The organism is Polynucleobacter paludilacus (assembly GCF_018687595.1).
In the GTDB taxonomy this organism is placed as follows: Bacteria; Pseudomonadota; Gammaproteobacteria; order Burkholderiales; family Burkholderiaceae; genus Polynucleobacter; species Polynucleobacter paludilacus.
The window spans coordinates 1,231,819-1,250,384 of sequence record NZ_CP061298.1 but is presented as its reverse complement, the minus strand read 5'-3'; the positions used below and the strand labels follow the sequence as shown (position 1 = coordinate 1,250,384).

The 18,566-nt window shown below is 47.6% G+C and carries 15 protein-coding genes and 1 pseudogene; 15 read left to right on the top strand and 1 reads right to left on the bottom strand.

Annotated features, from left to right (window positions below; translation table 11 throughout):
- Positions 1–74 precede the first annotated feature (74 nt).
- The 15 genes and pseudogenes from gyrA to cysM all read left to right on the top strand — a co-directional run bounded on the left by gyrA (position 75) and on the right by cysM (position 17,380).
- Positions 75–2,783, top strand: a complete 2,709-nt coding sequence (gyrA, locus tag AOC06_RS06590; RefSeq protein WP_215379631.1) for a DNA gyrase subunit A — start codon at positions 75–77, stop codon at positions 2,781–2,783.
- A gap of 33 nt (positions 2,784–2,816) precedes the next feature.
- Positions 2,817–3,914, top strand: coding sequence for a 3-phosphoserine/phosphohydroxythreonine transaminase (gene serC, locus AOC06_RS06585; protein ID WP_215379628.1), 1,098 nt, complete (start codon positions 2,817–2,819; stop codon positions 3,912–3,914).
- The gene (pheA, locus tag AOC06_RS06580) at positions 3,914–4,996 is read left to right on the top strand and encodes a prephenate dehydratase (RefSeq protein ID WP_215379625.1); all 1,083 of its coding nucleotides are present in this window, start codon (positions 3,914–3,916) and stop codon (positions 4,994–4,996) included. Before serC ends, pheA begins: the two co-directional genes overlap by 1 nt.
- Positions 4,996–6,114, top strand: coding sequence for a histidinol-phosphate transaminase (gene hisC, locus AOC06_RS06575; RefSeq protein WP_215381872.1), 1,119 nt, complete (start codon positions 4,996–4,998; stop codon positions 6,112–6,114). Before pheA ends, hisC begins: the two co-directional genes overlap by 1 nt.
- Positions 6,115–6,117: 3 nt before the next feature.
- On the top strand, positions 6,118–6,990 hold the full coding sequence (locus AOC06_RS06570; protein WP_215379622.1) for a prephenate dehydrogenase: 873 nt from the start codon (positions 6,118–6,120) through the stop codon (positions 6,988–6,990).
- Positions 6,987–8,315 carry a 3-phosphoshikimate 1-carboxyvinyltransferase gene (gene aroA / locus AOC06_RS06565; protein ID WP_215379620.1) on the top strand — a complete coding sequence of 443 codons (1,329 nt, stop codon included), beginning with the start codon at positions 6,987–6,989 and terminating at the stop codon, positions 8,313–8,315. Before AOC06_RS06570 ends, aroA begins: the two co-directional genes overlap by 4 nt.
- Positions 8,316–8,321: 6 nt before the next feature.
- Entirely contained in the window at positions 8,322–8,984 is a 663-nt protein-coding gene (gene cmk / locus AOC06_RS06560) for a (d)CMP kinase (RefSeq protein ID WP_215379618.1), read from the top strand.
- A 126-nt stretch (positions 8,985–9,110) separates the two neighbouring features.
- A complete protein-coding gene (gene rpsA / locus AOC06_RS06555) occupies positions 9,111–10,784 on the top strand; it encodes a 30S ribosomal protein S1 (protein WP_112204783.1) in 1,674 nt (557 codons plus the stop codon).
- A gap of 52 nt (positions 10,785–10,836) precedes the next feature.
- A pseudogene (locus tag AOC06_RS06550) lies at positions 10,837–11,175 on the top strand (integration host factor subunit beta); the annotation flags it as partial.
- A 66-nt stretch (positions 11,176–11,241) separates the two neighbouring features.
- Complete coding sequence (gene lapB, locus AOC06_RS06545) at positions 11,242–12,453, top strand: lipopolysaccharide assembly protein LapB (RefSeq protein WP_215379617.1); 1,212 nt, start codon at positions 11,242–11,244, stop codon at positions 12,451–12,453.
- 82 nt (positions 12,454–12,535) lie between these two features.
- Positions 12,536–13,900, top strand: coding sequence for a UDP-glucose dehydrogenase family protein (locus AOC06_RS06540; RefSeq protein ID WP_215379615.1), 1,365 nt, complete (start codon positions 12,536–12,538; stop codon positions 13,898–13,900).
- Positions 13,901–13,935: 35 nt separating this feature from the next.
- A complete protein-coding gene (rfaE1, locus tag AOC06_RS06535) occupies positions 13,936–14,865 on the top strand; it encodes a D-glycero-beta-D-manno-heptose-7-phosphate kinase (protein WP_215379612.1) in 930 nt (309 codons plus the stop codon).
- The gene (rfaD, locus tag AOC06_RS06530) at positions 14,862–15,881 is read left to right on the top strand and encodes an ADP-glyceromanno-heptose 6-epimerase (protein WP_215379609.1); all 1,020 of its coding nucleotides are present in this window, start codon (positions 14,862–14,864) and stop codon (positions 15,879–15,881) included. Before rfaE1 ends, rfaD begins: the two co-directional genes overlap by 4 nt.
- 117 nt (positions 15,882–15,998) lie before the next feature.
- Positions 15,999–16,427 carry a ComEA family DNA-binding protein gene (locus tag AOC06_RS06525; protein WP_215379608.1) on the top strand — a complete coding sequence of 143 codons (429 nt, stop codon included), beginning with the start codon at positions 15,999–16,001 and terminating at the stop codon, positions 16,425–16,427.
- Positions 16,428–16,468: 41 nt separating this feature from the next.
- Positions 16,469–17,380 (top strand): cysteine synthase CysM, encoded by a 912-nt coding sequence (gene cysM / locus AOC06_RS06520; RefSeq protein ID WP_215379606.1) that lies wholly within the window; start codon positions 16,469–16,471, stop codon positions 17,378–17,380.
- On the opposite strand, the gene AOC06_RS06515 is transcribed toward cysM, so the two are convergent.
- Complete coding sequence (locus tag AOC06_RS06515) at positions 17,377–18,552, bottom strand: lytic murein transglycosylase (protein WP_255879910.1); 1,176 nt, start codon at positions 18,550–18,552, stop codon at positions 17,377–17,379. The two genes, cysM and AOC06_RS06515, sit on opposite strands and share 4 nt — an antisense overlap.
- Between the last annotated feature and the right edge of the window lie 14 nt (positions 18,553–18,566).

The window sequence follows — 18,566 nt, the reverse complement described above, 5'->3', positions numbered from 1 at the left end:
ACATCTCAATTTCGTACAAACTGACAGAATCTTAGCATAGGGGTCTTCCGTCATCAAAATGATATTATTTCTAAATGGAACAAGCCGCTAAAGAAACACTACCAATATCCCTAGAAGACGAAATGCGGCGGTCCTATTTGGACTACGCTATGAGCGTCATTGTCGGCAGAGCCTTGCCAGACGTGCGTGATGGCCTCAAGCCAGTACACCGCCGGGTCTTATTTGCGATGTATGAATTAAACAACGATTGGAACCGTGCTTACAAAAAATCTGCCCGTATAGTTGGCGATGTAATCGGTAAATACCATCCCCATGGCGATTCTGCGGTGTATGACACCATTGTCCGGATGGCCCAAGATTTCTCTCTACGCTATATGTTAGTTGACGGCCAGGGTAACTTTGGCTCCGTGGACGGGGATAACGCTGCTGCGATGCGGTATACCGAGATCCGCTTGCGCAAAATCGCCCATGACCTATTGGCTGATTTGGATAAGGAAACGGTCGATTTTGGGCCAAATTACGACGGTAGCGAGCGCGAGCCCCTGATTCTGCCGGCCAAAGTGCCCAATTTGCTCATTAACGGCAGCTCAGGCATTGCGGTAGGTATGGCAACCAATATCCCCCCTCATAACTTGGATGAGGTGGTTCAGGCCTGTTTACACGTCTTGCACAACCCGGATTGCACCATTGATGAGTTGATTGAGATCATCCCAGCGCCAGATTTCCCTACTGCCGGAATTATTTATGGTGTTCAAGGTGTACGTGAGGGTTATCGCACCGGTCGCGGGCGCGTTGTCATGCGTGCGAAGACCCACTTTGAAGATATTGATAAGGGTTCGCGTCAAGCCATCATCGTTGATGAGTTGCCTTATCAAGTCAATAAGAAGAACTTGCTCGAGCGCATTGCTGAGTTAGTGAATGAGAAAAAAGTCGAAGGTATTTCTGATTTGCGGGATGAGTCCGACAAATCTGGAATGCGCGTTGTGATTGAGCTCAAGCGTGGCGAAGTACCTGAAGTTGTTCTGAATAATTTATATAAGAGTACGCAGTTACAAGATAACTTCGGTATGAACATGGTGGCCTTGGTTGATAACCAGCCACGCCTGTTGAACTTGAAGCAGATGTTGGAGTATTTCTTGCAGCATCGTCGTGAAGTCGTTACCCGTCGCACGATTTTTGAACTTCGTAAAGCGCGAGAGCGTGGTCATGTGCTCGAGGGCTTAGCTGTCGCATTAGCAAACATTGATGAATTCATTGCGATCATCAAGGCTGCTGCCAACCCGGTGGAAGCAAAGACAGAGTTGATGGGCAAGAATTGGGATTCCTCGATGGTGCGTGAGATGTTGGCGCGTGCAGAGACAGATACCCCAGGCGGTCGTAATGCTTATCGGCCTGATGGCCTCTTGCCTGAATACGGCATGCAGAGCAGTGGCCTCTATCGCTTATCTGATAGCCAAGCACAAGAAATTCTGCAAATGCGTTTGCAACGTTTGACTGGCTTAGAGCAAGACAAGATTGTTTCTGAGTACAAAGACGTCATGTCTGAGATTGCTGACTTGCTCGACTTATTGGCTAAATCAGAGCGAGTCACTCAGGTCATCGAAAGCGAATTGAAAGAAGTGCAAGCCGAGTTCGGCATCGCGGGTAGTGACAACGGTCGTCGCTCATTTATTGAGATGAATGCAACTGAGCTCTTCACTGAAGATCTCATTACACCGCAAGATATGGTTGTCACTCTTTCACACACTGGATATATGAAGAGTCAGCCGCTCAGTGAGTATCGTGCGCAGAAGCGCGGTGGTCGCGGTAAGCAAGCTGCAGCAACCAAAGATGAAGACTGGATCGATACTTTATTCGTAGCAAATACACACGACACAATTTTGTGTTTTTCTGATCGCGGTCGCATGTATTGGCTCAAAGTCTGGGAAGTACCTCAAGGTAGTCGCACCTCAAGAGGTAAGCCCATCGTCAATATGTTCCCGCTGATTGAAGGCGAGAAGATCACTGTGATTCTGCCAATTAAAGGCTATCAGGATGATCAGTACGTCTTTATGGCAACCAGCTTAGGTACCGTTAAGAAGACCCGTTTATCTGACTTCTCTAACCCACGCAAGGCCGGCATTATTGCGGTTGATTTGAATGAGGGCGATTTCTTGGTGGGCGCAGCAATTACTGATGGCCAACACGATGTCATGTTGTTCTCTGATGCTGGTAAGGCGGTGCGCTTTGATGAGAATGACGTTCGTCCAATGGGTCGGACTGCTCGAGGCGTGCGCGGTATGAACTTAGGTGAAGGTCAGCAAGTGATTGCAATGCTAGTAGCTCCTGCGGAAGTGGCAGAGGGCGCGCAGATTAGCGTGGCAGATGCTGAAGCCATTGCGACTCCTGGAAGCGTCTTGACTGCAACTGAAAATGGTTATGGCAAGCGGACGCCAATCGCTGAATATACCCGTCATGGTCGCGGTACTAAGGGCATGATCGCCATTCAGACATCAGAGCGTAACGGCAAAGTTGTTGCTGCTGCTCTCGTTTCTCCTGAAGATCAAATCATGTTGATTACTACGGGTGGTGTCTTAGTGCGGACGCGTGTCTCTGAAATCAGAGAGATGGGTCGCTCAACGCAAGGTGTCACACTCATCAACGTAGATGAGGGGACTCGTTTATCTGGCTTGCAGAGGATTGCTGAAAGCGATTCAGATGACGAGGATGATCTCGCGGAAGATGATTCGATTGATGCTGGCGATGTCGGTGATGCTGCTAGCGATACTGCTAGTGATGCCTAAGCTGGCATCGAATACAGACTAGTCGACACCATCATGACGTTTGACCGCCGCATTTTTAATTTCGCTGCGGGCCCCGCCACTCTTCCCGAAGAGATTCTGAAGCAGGCTGCAGATGAAATGCTCAACTGGCATGGTCTTGGAACTAGTGTCATGGAGATCAGCCACCGCAGTAAAGAGTTTATGGCGGTGTATGAAGAGACATTGCACGATCTGCGTACTTTGATGAGTATTCCAGATCAATATGAGATCTTGCTTTTGCAAGGTGGTGGTATTGGACAAAATGCTGCGATCCCAATGAATCTCATGGGTCTGAGCAAGAGTGGGCCTAAAGCAGATTTCATCGTTACCGGTATTTGGTCTGAGAAGTCCTTGAAAGAGGCTCAGAAATACGGAGCAGCTCATCTAGCCGCTTCTTCAGAGGCAGAGCACTTCACCACGATTCCACCGCGCTCATCCTGGAATCTTTCGAGTGATGCCGCATACGTGCATATCTGCGCTAACGAAACCATTGGTGGCGTGGAATTTGACCAGGTGCCAGATGTTGGTAATGTGCCTTTAGTCGCGGACGTATCAAGCAATATCTTATCCAAAGAGATGGATGTAAGCCAATACGGAGTGCTATTTGCGGGTGCGCAAAAGAATATTGGGCCCTCAGGTGTCACGATTGTGATCGTCCGTAAAGATCTTTTGGGTCACAGCATGCCAATCACGCCATCGGTTTGGGATTGGGCAAAAGAAGCCGCCAATCAATCGATGTTAAATACGCCCCCCACGTTTGCGATTTATATGGCGGGTCTGAGCTTTAAGTGGTTGCTGAAGCAGGGCGGTGTTAAAGCGATTGCCAAACAGAATCAAGCAAAGGCAGATGTACTTTATCAATGCATTGATCAAAGCGCTCTGTACGAGAATCGCATTGCAAAACCTTATCGCTCTAGAATGAATGTCACCTTCTTCTTGAAAGATGAGGCCCTGAACGCTGAATTTCTGGCGCAATCTCATGCTGCTGGTTTGGTAGCGCTGAGAGGTCATAAAGCAGTTGGTGGAATGCGAGCAAGTATCTACAATGCAATGCCTATAGAGGGTGTAAAAGCCTTGGTTGAATTTATGCAGGATTTTGAAAGGCGGGCTTAATGAGTACTGAAGAACAGCGACTTGCGCCCTTGCGTGACAAGATCGATGATTTAGATGCCAAGATTTTGGATCTTCTCTCACAGCGTGCTCAAGCTGCACAAGAAGTGGGTCATATCAAAGGTGGATTTGCCTCTCCAGTATTTCGGCCTGAGCGTGAGCGCCAAGTCGTAGCAAAACTGCAAGAGATCAATCAGGGTCCTTTATTGCCTGATGGTATTGCTGCGATCTGGCGTGAGGTGATGTCCGCTTGCCGCGCTTTAGAGGCTCGACAAACGATTGCTTACCTTGGTCCGGTTGGTACTTTTTCTGAGCAGGCCGCACAAACTTATTTCGGTCATTCTGTTGCCGGTTTGCCTTGCGTCAGCATTGATGAGGTTTTTAAGGCGGTAGAGAAGGGTGCTGCTCAATTTGGCGTTGTACCAGTGGAAAACTCTAGCGAAGGTGCCGTTTCTCGTACGCTCGATTTGTTACTCGATGCCCCTCTGCAAATCAGCGGTGAAGTCGTTTTGCCTATTCGTCATCATTTGTTAACGAAGAGTGGAAGCTTGGATGGGGTTACTACTGTCTGTGCCCATGCTCAAGCGCTTGCACAATGTCAACAGTGGTTGAGTGAGCACGCCCCTCAGTTAAAACGCCAAGCAGTGAGTAGTAATGCTGAAGCTGCGCGCATGGCTGCAGCAGATCCCACTTTGGCAGCCATTGCCGGTGAGCCTGCGCAAATTGCATACAGCTTACAAGCCGTGGCATCACAAATTCAGGATGACCCTCACAATCGCACTCGCTTTGTAGTAATTGGCAACTACGTATGTCAAGCAACAGGTAATGATCAAACTTCGCTCGTGCTATCTGTTGATAACCAGCCTGGTGCCGTCCATCGTTTGCTTGCTCCCTTGGCAAAGCACGGTGTTTCGATGAATCGTTTTGAGTCCCGTCCTGCGCGCAAGGGAACTTGGGAGTATCACTTCTTTATTGATGTGGCTGGCCATGCAGATGAAGACAAAGTTGCTAAGGCTCTAATTGAGCTTCAAGACACGGCTGCGTTCTATAAAAAACTCGGCTCCTATCCCCGCTCAGCCATTTGATTATGAGTTCTTTCGGTTTAAAACACATTCAGGCAATTGCGCCTTATGTCGGTGGTAGACCGATTAGTGAGGTTGCGCGCGAATATGGTTTAGACGAGAGCAAGATTATTAAGCTTGCATCCAATGAAAATCCTCTAGGCATGCCTCAGTCGGCTCACGATGCGATGCTTAAGGCAGCTAGTGACTTAGGTCGTTATCCCGACTCCAACGGTTTTGAGCTTAAGAACGTTTTATCGAAGCGACTAGGTATTCCAACAAACTGGATCACACTCGGCAATGGTAGTAATGACATTCTTGAGCTCACTGCGCGAGCAGTTGCGGATACCGATGATGAAATTATTTTCTCTAAGCATGCCTTTGCAGTTTATCCATTGGCTACTCAGGCAGTTGGGGCGCGCGCAATAGAAGTTGCTGCAACTCCGTACTATGGCCATAATCTAGAGGCAATGCTCAAAGCCATTCAGACTTCAGGTGCAAAAGCAAAATTGGTATTTATGGCTAATCCCAATAATCCAACTGGCAGCTACTTAAGCGCGCAAGAGATTGAGGCATTTCTGGAGCAGGTTCCTGATAATGTCATTGTCGTGCTTGACGAAGCTTACAACGAGTATCTGTTGCCTGAGCAGCAGTACGATGCAATCGCTTGGGTTAAACGTTTTCCGAACTTAATCGTCTCACGCAGTTTTTCTAAGGCCTATGGTTTGGCAGGACTGCGGATTGGTTACGGCATTGCTCAACCTGCCCTCACCGATTTGCTGAACCGCATTCGCCAACCTTTTAATGTAAATAGTTTGGCGCAAGCCGCTGCAATTGCAGCATTGCAAGATACTACGTTCTTGCAAAAGGGCTATGACCTTAATCGTGCAGGTTACCTGCAATTAACTGATGCTTTCGAGGAAATGGGATTGAGCTACTTACCTTCTGCAGGTAATTTTGTTTTGGTGAAAGTGGGTAACGAGGCAGATGCTGGAGCGAAGGTGAATTTGGCTCTGCTCAAGCGCGGCATTATTGTGCGTCCAGTCGCCAATTATGGTTTGCCTCAGTGGCTCAGAATTTCCATAGGCCTGCCCGAAGAAAATGCAGCCTTCATCGATGCCATGAAGGCCATTCTGGGTTAAGTGATGACAAAACCAAATTACGGCGTGGTATCGATTGTTGGCGTAGGCCTGATTGGGGCTTCACTTGGCTTAGCGCTTAAGCAAGCAGGCGTTGTGTCAAAAATCCTTGGGGTTGGTCGAAGCCAGTCAAATTTAGATCACGCATTAAAGATGGGTGCGATTGATGCCGTCGTAGATTTAGTTGATGCTGCTAAGCAATCGGATCTTCTGGTCTTGTGTGTGCCAGTTGCCCAAATGCGCGCCACCTTCCTAACGATTGAGCCTCATCTTGCCTCTAAGACTTTAATTACTGATGCTGGCAGCACCAAGGGCGATGTGATCTTGTCCGCCAAAGAGGTCTTGGGTAAAAAAGCATGTCAGTTTGTACCAGCGCATCCGATTGCCGGCGGCGCTCAGCATGGTGCAAGTGCTGCTAAAGCGGATTTGTTCTTTGGTAAGCAAGTGATTATTTGCCCCTTACAAGAAAATTCTCCGCAAGATATCGCGCTAGTCGAGAAGTTTTGGCAGTCAGTTGGCGCACTAGTGAAGATGCTTTCGAATGTGCAACACGATGCTATTTATGCGGCTGTCTCTCATCTGCCTCACATTCTTGCTTATGCATTAATGACCAGCGTCATCAATTCTGAAGATGCTGCAGATAAATTAAGTCATATTGGCGCAGGCTTTAAAGACTTCACTCGCATTGCAGCTTCTAGTCCTGAAATGTGGCGTGATATTAGCTTGGCTAACCGCAGTTCTATTCTGAAAGAGTTAGATCAGTATTTAGCGATCCTTCAACATCTTCGTAAATTGATTGCCGAGAATGATGGAGCGGGGATTGAAAAGCTATTTACAAAGGCGAGTAAAGCACGTCAAGACCTGGACGGACTTGAATGAGCGCTTTAGCGAGTATTGATGTTGGCCCATATACTCAGGCAGCAGGTACGATCGTTTTGCCTGGGTCAAAGAGTATTTCAAATCGAGCCTTACTATTAGCGGCCCTCTCCACTGGAAAAACCACGCTCAAGAATTTGCTTGATGCGGATGACACTCAAGTCATGCGTAATGCTTTGCGTAAATTGGGTGTATCCGTTACCGACCAACCTAATCAAGTCTGTGTGATCGAAGGTTGTGGCGGACAGTTCCCAGTTAGAGATGCAGACTTATTTATGGGCAATGCTGGTACTGCTATTCGCCCACTCACTGCTGCACTTGCGATGCAAGGTGGTGATTACCGATTATCTGGCGTGGCTCGCATGCATGAGCGGCCGATTGGGGACTTGGTTGACGGCCTGCGTCAAGTCGGTGCAGAGATTGCTTATGAGCAACAAGAAGGCTACCCACCGATTCAAATTAGTGCCGCGACGATTCAGATTAGAGATGTTGTGAGGATCCGGGGTGATGTGTCAAGTCAGTTTTTAACTGCGCTATTGATGGCATTACCTCTGGTAGCCAAAGAGCCGATTCGAATCGATGTAATCGGAGAGCTGATTTCTCGACCTTATATCGACATCACACTCAAGCTGATGGCACGGTTTGGTGTCAAAGTGACTTGCCCGGATGGGCAAACCTTTGTCATCCCCGCAAAAAAGAGTGAGCAGGTTTATTCCAGTCCAGGCGAGTTACTCGTCGAAGGTGATGCTTCATCTGCCTCTTATTTCTTAGCGCTTGGTGCCATTGGTGCTGGCCCCTTGAAAGTCTTGGGTGTAGGATCCAATAGTATTCAGGGTGATGTGGCTTTTGCAGATGCCTTAGCAAAGATGGGTGCCAAGATTACTGCAACAGATGAATCGATCGAAGTTGCTGGGGTCAGTAATGCAAGCGGTAAGCTCAAAGGGATTACTCTAGATTGCACTGAGATTCCCGATGCAGCAATGACCTTAGCAGTGGCTGCTTTATTTGCTGAAGGACAAACGCGTCTGAATAATATTGCCAGTTGGCGCGTTAAGGAAACCGATCGTATTGCAGCAATGGCAACCGAACTGCGTAAGCTTGGCGCCATCGTGGAAGAGGGTGCAGATTACATTACGGTAGAAGCACCTGCCAAACCGACCGATTGGAAATCTCCTGCAGCAGGAATTGATACTTATGACGATCACCGGATGGCAATGTGTTTTTCACTGGCCGCTTTTGGTCCCAACACTCTCAAGATCAACGATCCCAATTGCGTAGCAAAAACTTTCCCTACGTACTTTGCTGAATTTGCCAAGATTGTTTCCTAGTTTGCTATGAATTTGCCCCCCGTTATCGCCATCGATGGACCCACAGCCTCTGGTAAAGGGACGGTTGCATCTTTGGTAGCTCAGGAGTTGGGCTTTCATTATTTGGATAGTGGCGCCCTATATCGTCTAGTTGCACTGGCCAGTGAAAAGCAGGGCATTGATGTCAACAATGCCCCTGCTTTGGGTCAATTGGCAGAAAAACTTCAAATTAGCTTTAGAGATGGCCAAATTTTCCTCGGGGACGAGAAGGTAACTGAAGCCATCCGGACTGAGGCTAATGGGCTGCGAGCCTCAAACATAGCTACTCAGCCAGCCGTTCGGGGTGCTTTAGTGGGTCTTCAGCGTAGTTTTAGGCAAAAACCAGGTTTAGTCGCAGACGGCCGGGATATGGCCAGCATCATCTTTCCAGACGCTAAATTGAAGGTTTTTCTGACTGCCAGTGCCTCAGCTAGGGCCGAGCGTCGTTATAAGCAATTGATAGCTAAGGGAATTTCTGCTAGACTAGAGGACTTGCTGCAAGATTTACAGGAGCGCGATGCCAGAGACAGTAGTCGAGGCACCGCTCCATTAGTTCTTGCACAAGGTGCGCAAGTGCTTGAAACATCCAATTTATCGATCGATCAAGCAGTTCAAACGGTGTTGGCTTGGTATCAATCGGCATCCGCGTAAGTAGTTGAATGCAGTAGTTTTTTGGCGTCTTCGGAAACTCCACAACGCGATTTCTTAATAAGCGTGTTTCTTGAGACTTTTACAACCTAACCCGTCAGGCCTTCTGGCGGCACAAAGTGAACATACATGTCTGAATCATTTGCAGAACTATTTGAAGAATCATTAACCCGATCGAATATGAAGACCGGCCAAGTTATTTCGGCTGAAGTCCTCCGCATCGACCATAACTTCGTTGTTGTTAACGCTGGTTTGAAGTCTGAAGCGTTTATTCCTGTTGAAGAATTCCATAACGACGCTGGCGAAATTGAAGTAAGCCCCGGCGATTTCGTTTCTGTTGCGATCGATGCCCTTGAAAACGGCTACGGCGACACCATCCTCTCCCGCGATAAAGCAAAACGCTTAGCGTCATGGATGAATCTAGAAAAAGCACTCGAGCAAGCTGAGATTGTCACTGGTACGGTTACCGGTAAGGTTAAAGGCGGCTTGACGGTGATGGTGAACGGTATCCGCGCATTCTTGCCTGGCTCACTCGTTGACACTCGTCCCATTAAAGACACCAGCCCTTATGAGGGCAAAACCATGGAGTTCAAGGTTATCAAGTTAGACCGTAAGCGTAACAACGTCGTGTTGTCACGTCGTGCGGTTGTTGAAGCCAGCCAAGGTAAAGAGCGTGCTGAGTTGATGTCTAACCTAAAAGAAGGCGCAGTAGTGACTGGCCTGGTTAAGAACATTACTGACTACGGCGCATTCGTTGACCTCGGCGGTATCGATGGCCTCTTGCACATTACCGATTTGGCATGGCGTCGTGTGCGTCACCCAAGCGAAATGTTGACTGTTGGTCAAGAAGTGACCGCTAAGATTTTGAAGTTCGATCAAGAGAAGAATCGTGTGTCTCTTGGTGTGAAACAGCTTGGCGATGATCCATGGGTAGGTATCGCTCGTCGTTATCCACCAAACACCCGTTTATTCGGCAAGGTAACCAACTTGACTGATTACGGTGCATTCGTTGAAATCGAATCTGGTATCGAAGGCTTGGTACACGTTTCTGAAATGGATTGGACCAATAAGAACGTTGCTCCAAGTAAAGCAACGGCCTTGGGTACTGAAGTTGAAGTCATGGTGTTGGATATTGATGAAGATAAGCGTCGTATTAGCTTAGGCATCAAGCAGTGCAAAGCCAATCCATGGGAAGAATTCTCACGCGCCCATCAAAAGGGTGACAAGTTAAGCGGTGCAATCAAGTCAATTACTGACTTTGGTGTATTCATTGGCTTGCCTGGCGGCATCGATGGTTTGGTTCATCTTTCCGATATTTCTTGGAATGAGCCTGGCGAAGAAGCTGTTAAGAAATACAAAAAAGGTGATGAAGTGGAAGCTACCGTATTGGCCATTGATGTTGAGAAAGAGCGTATCTCTCTCGGTATCAAGCAATTGTCTGGTGACCCATTCAATAACTACACATCCGTTAGCGACAAGGGTAGTCTTGTTACTGGCACTGTGAAGGCTGTTGATGCTAAAGGTGCAACCATTCATTTGGCTGACGAAGTTGAAGCTTACTTACGTGCTTCAGAAATCTCAACCGATCGCGTTGAAGATGCACGCAATGTATTGAAAGAAGGCGATAGCGTGACTGCCATGATCATTAATATTGATCGTAAGTCTCGCGTAATCAATCTTTCGATTAAGGCAAAAGACAGCTCTGATCAACAAGATGCAATGAGCAAACTCCAAGGTGATGCGCAGTCTGGCACAACCAACTTGGGCGCCTTGCTTAAAGCAAAAATGGACAATCAAGGCTAAATCAATATCGCCGCCTCCAGTCTTGGGGGCGGCGGTTTTTTATTGATAGATCATGTCAGATCAAGAGCAACAAGCAATCACTCGCTCCGAACTTGTGGAGAGCCTGGCGGAACAGTTTCCGCAGCTCCTGCCGCGGGATGTGGAGTTGGCGGTTAAAACGCTGTTAGACACCATGACTCACGCGTTAGCTGAGGGCAAGCGCATTGAGTTGCGTGGCGTCGGAAGCTTTGTTTTACACAGTCGCCCTGCAAGAACTGGACGCAATCCTAAGTCTGGCGAGAAAGTGCTTATTCCAGAAAAACGGGTGCCACACTTTAAGCCTGGTAAAGAATTACGTGAACGGGTTGATTACAAGCCACTGAAGCAGTCAGGACCCAAAGAGGGTTCTGGTGCCTAATCATTCGGCAAACCACCAGTGGTCCATTCGGACCATTTTTTTATTCAAGAGCCCAGGGCTATGATTCATATCGCAACTGCTTGGCTATTGTTGATTCCCATCCTATTCGGATTGGGTTGGATGGCCGCACGCTGGGATCTTCGGCTTGAGCATCGAATGGATGAGCTGGAGCGTTTGCGCCAACAGCGTTCTACCTTTAAGGGCTTGAGCCTATTACTAAATGAGCAACCTGATCAGGCGATTGAAACCCTAGTCAAAATTGCGCAGCTCGATCCTGAAACGATTGAACTGCATTTTTCTTTGGGTAATTTATTTCGTCGTCGTGGTGAAACTGAGCGTGCGATTCGGGTTCATCAGCATTTAGCCAATCGAGATGATTTAAAGCCTCGCGATCGCGATCATGCGGCTTATGAGTTGGGCAGAGACTTTCTGCGTGCGGGATTATTGGATCGAGCTGAAGCGTCCTTAAATCGGGTTGGAGAAGGTAAGTACGCTGCACCAGCAAAAGAGAGCTTGCTGGAGATGTACCAAGTCGAGCGCGATTGGCAAAAAGCGATCATTGCCGCACAAGAGCTGGAGTCGCTCCAGGGTAAATCACATCAAACTGAAATCGCCCAGTTTCATTGTGAATTGGGGCAAGAAGCGCTGCGCCGTCAAGATTTGACTGGGGCTGAGCAATCCATAGCCCGCGCACTTCAAGCAGTACCCAATCATGCGCGCGCCCTCATTTTGCAGGGCGACTACTTTATGGCGATGCATCGCCCCGCTCAAGCGATTGAAACTTGGGGCGCCATTGCAAAGCTACATCCTGCTTACATGCACTTGCTGGCAGATCGTTGGATGCTCGCTCATGCCAATCTGGATACAGCAGAGGAGGGCTTGGATCGTTTGGTTGAGTTACTCAAAACTCAAGCCTCTGGCGAGCTGCTGGATATTGTTCATAAGCACCTTACCCAGTTAAGAGGGTCTCATATTGCTGAAGCCATGCTGGTTGAAGTAATGCAAAGTTCACCCAGTTTGAGTGCCTTATCCAAGCTTGCCGAAACCCGCTTGGCTTTAGCTGAAAGCAATGGCTCAGACGATAAGATCGCCGAAATTAAGGCGATTCTGGGTCTATTAAAGCAGCGCACAACCAGCCTCGCCCGTTATACCTGCGGTAATTGCGGCTTTAGGGCCCGTCGTTTTTACTGGCAGTGCCCTGGGTGCAATCATTGGGAGGCGTATTCTCCTAGAAGAAGCGAAGGGGTCGCTCCTAGTGGCCCATCAATGTAATTGGTAGATATAGTAGATTAACTAAATCGTCATTAAATTACAGTTTAATGACGGTTAAATTATTAAGTCAGTCGGAGGCGTTTTGAAAGTTACGATTATTGGTAGTGGTTACGTCGGTTTAGTTACTGGCGCATGCTTGGCGGAACAAGGTAACAACGTTTTTTGCTTAGATCTCGATCCCAAGAAAATTGACATTCTCAATTCTGGCGGCGTTCCAATCTACGAGCCTGGCTTAAAAGAAATGATCGAGCGTAATCGCGCTGCCGGTCGTATTCAGTTTTCAACCGACATCAAAGCATCGGTTGAGCATGGTGAGATTCAGTTCATTGCCGTTGGTACCCCTCCTGATGAAGATGGCTCAGCAGATTTGCAATACGTCGTTGCTGCCGCTCGCAATATTGGTAAGCATATGAGCACACCCAAGGTCATTGTGGATAAATCCACTGTGCCAGTTGGTACGGCTGATAAGGTTACTGCAGCCATTACTGAAGAATTGGCAAAAAGGAATTTATCTCCAGAACTCTGTTCAGTAGTTTCTAATCCCGAGTTCTTAAAAGAGGGTGCTGCAGTAGAGGACTTTATGCGCCCTGATCGGATTGTGATCGGCACTTCTAGCGATGCTGCAGGCCTGCGCGCTAAAGAGCAGATGCGCAAACTCTATGCTCCCTTTAATCGTCACCACGAACGCACCTATTACATGGATGTGAAGAGTGCAGAGTTGACGAAGTATGCTGCAAATGCGATGTTGGCTACCCGCATCTCATTCATGAATGAATTGGCTAACTTAGCTGATCTAGTGGGCGCCGATATCGAAGCGGTTCGCCAAGGTATTGGTTCAGATTCTCGGATTGGTTATGGCTTCTTGTATTCAGGAACTGGTTATGGAGGCTCATGCTTTCCAAAGGACGTCTCAGCACTAAGCAAAACAGCGATTGAGCATGGTAAAGATCTGAAGATTTTGGTAGCTGTTGAGGCCGTCAATGAAGCTCAAAAAACCATCTTGGTTGAAAAGATTGAAAAACGCTTTGGTAAAAACTTACAAGGCAAAAAGTTTGCTCTGTGGGGATTAGCATTTAAGCCCAATACAGACGATATGCGTGAAGCCCCAAGTCGCGTCATTATTGGCGAGTTGGTTAAGCGCGGTGCCGAGGTTGTAGCATTTGATCCAGTTGCGATGCCCGAAGCGAAGCACGCACTTGAGTTAGACTTCAAAGGCAATCCTGAGGGCTTGAAAAAAGTGGCGATGGTAGATGATCCCACTACTGCTTTAGACGGCTGTGATGCACTAGTTATCGTGACTGAGTGGAAGGCCTTCCGTAGCCCCGACTTTGATCTGGTAAAACAAAAACTCAAGCATCCAGTCATTTTTGATGGCCGCAATCTCTATGAGCCTCAAGCCATGCAAGAATTAGGAATTGAGTATCAAGGTATTGGTCGTCATAACTAATATTATTTAAAACACATTTAGAAACTCGTCTGCCCGTGGAAAAAGCTAACCCAGAACAATTTTCTAGAACTCGCTTGCTAGTTGTAGGTGATGTGATGCTGGATCGTTACTGGTTTGGTGATACTAATCGCATTTCTCCAGAGGCTCCTGTGCCAGTAGTTCAGGTTGGCAAGGTTGATGAGCGTTTGGGTGGTGCTGCTAACGTAGCGCGCAACGTTGCTGCTTTGGGTGCTAATGCAACGATTTTGGGCGTGATTGGTGATGATGAGCCTGGGCAACGCGTTACTCAGCTTCTAAAAACTAGTGGCGTGGATAGTCAGCTCGAAGTAGATAGTAAGGTACCGACGATTGTGAAGCTGCGCGTGATCGCACGTCAACAACAATTGATTCGCCTGGATTTTGAAGAAGCTCCTAGTGATACTGCATTAGCCAGAAAGCTGGAGCGTTTTGAGAAGTCTCTATCAGATGCTGACGTGGTAATTTTGTCTGATTACGGTAAAGGCGCTCTAGATCAAGTGACTCTCATGATTGAGCAAGCTCGCAACCAAAATAAAATGATCCTCGTAGACCCTAAAGGCGAAGATTATGAAAAGTATCGGGGCGCTACTGTATTGACGCCTAACCGCAGCGAGCTTCGTCAGGTAGTTGGTCGCTGGAGTAGTGAGGAAGACCTCGCCAAAAAAGCGCAAGATCTGCGTCACTCTTTGAATCTACGAGCACTCCTTCTGACTCGCTCGGAAGAGGGTATGAGCTTATTTACTGATACTGGTGTGAGTCATGTTCATGCTCAAGCGCGCGAAGTCTTTGACGTCTCAGGTGCTGGTGATACTGTAATTGCCACGTTAGCCGTTGCTTTGGCGGCAAAATGGCCTCTAGAGAAAGCGATGGCATTAGCTAATCGTGCTGGAGGTATTGTGGTTGGTAAGTTGGGTACCGCAACCGTTACTTCTGAGGAATTACAGTGACTATTATCGTAACTGGAGCTGCTGGGTTTATCGGCGCCAATATTGTTCAGGGCCTCAATGCTCGTGGTGAGAAAAATATCATTGCAGTCGACGACTTGCGTCCTGCCGATAAATATCGCAATTTAGCTGATCTCGACATTATTGATTATCTTGATAAAGATGAATTTTTAGAGGCATTTAGAAGTGGTCGCTTTGGCAAGGTCAGGGCGGTCTTTCATGAAGGGGCTTGCTCCGATACGATGGAAACCGATGGCATCTTCATGATGGCGAATAACTATCGCTACACCATGGATTTGCTCGATATCTGCACCGAGCAAAAAGTGCAATTACTCTATGCCTCCTCTGCAGCAACCTATGGCGGTTCAGATGTGTTTGTTGAAAGCCGTGAGCACGAGAAGCCGCTCAATATTTATGGCTATTCCAAATTCTTATTTGACCAAGTGATGCGCAAGCGTTTTGCTGAAAAAGCCAATACCGCCCAAGTAGTTGGTTTTAGATATTTCAATGTGTATGGCCCACGTGAATCCCACAAAGGTCGTATGGCATCAGTAGCCTTCCATCAATACCACCAATACAAGAAAGACGGGCTGGTTAAGCTCTTTGGTGAATATGGTGGCTATGCACAAGGACAGCAAAGCCGTGACTTTGTCTCGGTAGAGGATGTAGTGAAGGTCAACCTCTTCTTCTTTGATCATCCAGAAATCAGCGGCATCTTTAATTTGGGAAGTGGCCGTGCCCAACCCTTTAATGATGTAGCCCATGCCGTAGTGAATTCACTCAGAAAGCGAGATGGGGCTAATTCAGAATCATTAGAACAACTTGTCAAGATGAAGGCGATTGAGTACATTCCATTTCCAGAAGCACTCAAAGGTAAGTATCAGTGCTTTACACAGGCAGACCTCACCAAACTCAGAGCCGCCGGTTACACCGAGCCCTTCCTCAATGTTGAGCAAGGTGTCAGTCGTTATATCGACTGGTTAACTGCCAATGCGGATTTCTTAGCCAATCCCTTATAGGAATTAATTGATCTCTTTGTAGTTGTCGGTATAGAAGTCAACCGAGCATCTTTAGCCCCGTTGTAAATGATCCATGTCCTTTCGGCATGGATTTTTTTATTTACTCCTGGAGAAAAGATGATTAAATATTTTGCATTGAATAATTTTATTGTTCCTGTCGCTGCTGTATTGCTGTCAGCTTGGTTAGCAATATCAGGAGTTAGTCATGCACTGGCATCACCGGTTAATGTGAATACGGCTTCGCAGACTGAGTTAGAAACCATTAAAGGCATTGGCCCAGCCAAGGCAAGAACCATCATTGCTGAGCGTGAGGATGGTGGCCATTTTCAGGATGCCAATGATTTACAAAAGCGGGTGCGGGGGATTGGGATGAAGTCTGTTGAAAAAATGGTAGACAACGGCTTGACGATTGAAAGCCCTAGTTCTTTTCGGGAGCCTAATGGACGCACGAAAAAAGAGGGCTCGGTATCCAGCCGTCGTAGTTCCCGCAATCAAGGCAATACTCGCAATCATCAGGATCGCCCAAGCAACACTCGGAGAAATTAAGCCTTTCCATGCTTAAGTGGTCTTATGGCTAAAATGGTCTTATGGCTACTCCTAACTACCTCACGATTTCGCAGACTATTGGCAATACCCCTTTAGTTCGATTGCAACGTATTCCAGGCGCTGAAAATGCTGCTCGTAATAATGTAATTTTGGGTAAGTTGGAAGGTAATAATCCAGCCGGGTCGGTCAAAGATCGGCCCGCGCTGTCGATGATTCTGCACGCTCAAGAGCGTGGTGAAATCAAGCCAGGCGATACGCTTGTAGAGGCAACCAGTGGCAATACTGGCATTGCTTTAGCAATGGCTGCCGCCATGTTGGGCTACAAGATGGTTTTGGTGATGCCAGAAAATCAAAGTATTGAGCGCCGGCAGAGCATGGCTGCTTACGGCGCAGAACTCATTCTGACAGCAGCTTCAGGTGGTATGGAGTTCGCCCGAGATTACGCGCTACAGTTACAAAAAGAAGGGCGTGGCAAATTACTTGATCAGTTTGCCAATCCCGATAACCCACGTGCCCATATTGAAACTACTGGCCCTGAAATCTGGCGGGATACCGATGGTCAAGTGACACATTTTGTCTCTTCGATGGGAACCACGGGAACCATCACCGGTGTATCTACTTACCTCAAATCTAAGAATCCCAATATCGTGATCATTGGTGCTCAACCTGAAGAGGGCTCTCAAATTCCAGGTATTCGTAAATGGGCTCCAGAGTATTTGCCAAAGATTTATGAAGGCAATCGAGTTGATCGCATTGAGTATGTCAGTCAAGCTGATGCAGAAGAAATGGCTAGACGCTTAGCTGCAGAGGAGGGCATCTTTTGTGGCATCTCTGCTGGTGGTGCTTTGGTTGTAGCACTCCGAATTGCCCGACAGCTTGAAAATGCCACGATAGTCTTTATTGTTTGCGACCGTGGCGACCGCTACCTCTCTACAGGGGTATTCCCGGCCTAATTAGCTGAGGCTCTAGTCGCTTTCTTGTGAGGCACTTTCTTCTTTTTAGAGTTAGTACTTTGTTTGGCTGATGGCAGGGCAGGTAAGTCAGCGGTAATCACACTCTGGTTCTTATAGCCTAATGCTTCAGCAAACTCGGCAACACTTTGGGCATAAAAATAACTGCGGTTGTATTGCACGATTGTTAAAAAGTTATTGAGACCAACCACATATCGAACCTTATCTGCCCCATCTTGATCTGCATAAGGTAAGTCAACAATGAGGGCCTTGCTTTGTGGTGAGACGCCGCCGCCTTGGAGGTCGCCCTGTTGTGGCGTCAAAATCCCTTTCTCGATTAACTCTTGAACCGAATATTTCAGTTGAGGCTCCCCATCAGCTAAAATACTTGCTTGCGCAAAAGCACTCTGTGGAATTGCAAAGTAGATGGGCATGCCAGGTTGCCAGCCTTGCTGTTTCAAAAAATTGGCAACACTTGCAATAGCGTCTCGTGAACTTTGTCTCAGATCAATTTGCCCATCGCCATCGCCATCCACTGCATAAGCGCGAATACTGCTGGGCATAAATTGAGGCAAACCTATTGCGCCTGCATATGAGCTATTTTGATTAACACACTGCTTAAAAAGCTCTGGATTGACATTTTGAGAGGCGTTGTTGGCGGGCAACTTTCCACCGGCTTGAGTCCAGCAAAGCAAAATCAGGGATTTGATCTCATCCTTAAATAACTGCTCTCGAATGATTTTATTGGGGGTATCAGGATAATCAAAAGCGAGGGTCGATAAAACATCTTTCACCCTGAAATTACCGGTTTGGCGACCATAGATCGTCTCAATGCCAATGATGGCCACAATGACCTCTGCTGGCACCCCAGAGTCCTGCTCAATCTGGCTTAAATAGGCTTGATTCTGCTCCCAAAAGACTTTTCCAGCCTTGAGCCTAATAGGCTCCACAAAGCGTTGTCGATAGACTGCCCAATTTTTCTTAAAGGCCCCAGATGGCGGTAATACCAATTTGCGGATAGAGGGGATGGTCTTGGTGTCAGAAAATCCGGATTCTATAAAGGCTGGAGGGATGCCCTGGGATTGACTCACTTGGCCAATCAACAGATGGAGATTTTGGGCCAGAATCGCCTGGGAGGCCACATCGGAGCTCCCGGCATCTGATGAATCGTTCACCCGAGGGGATGGCG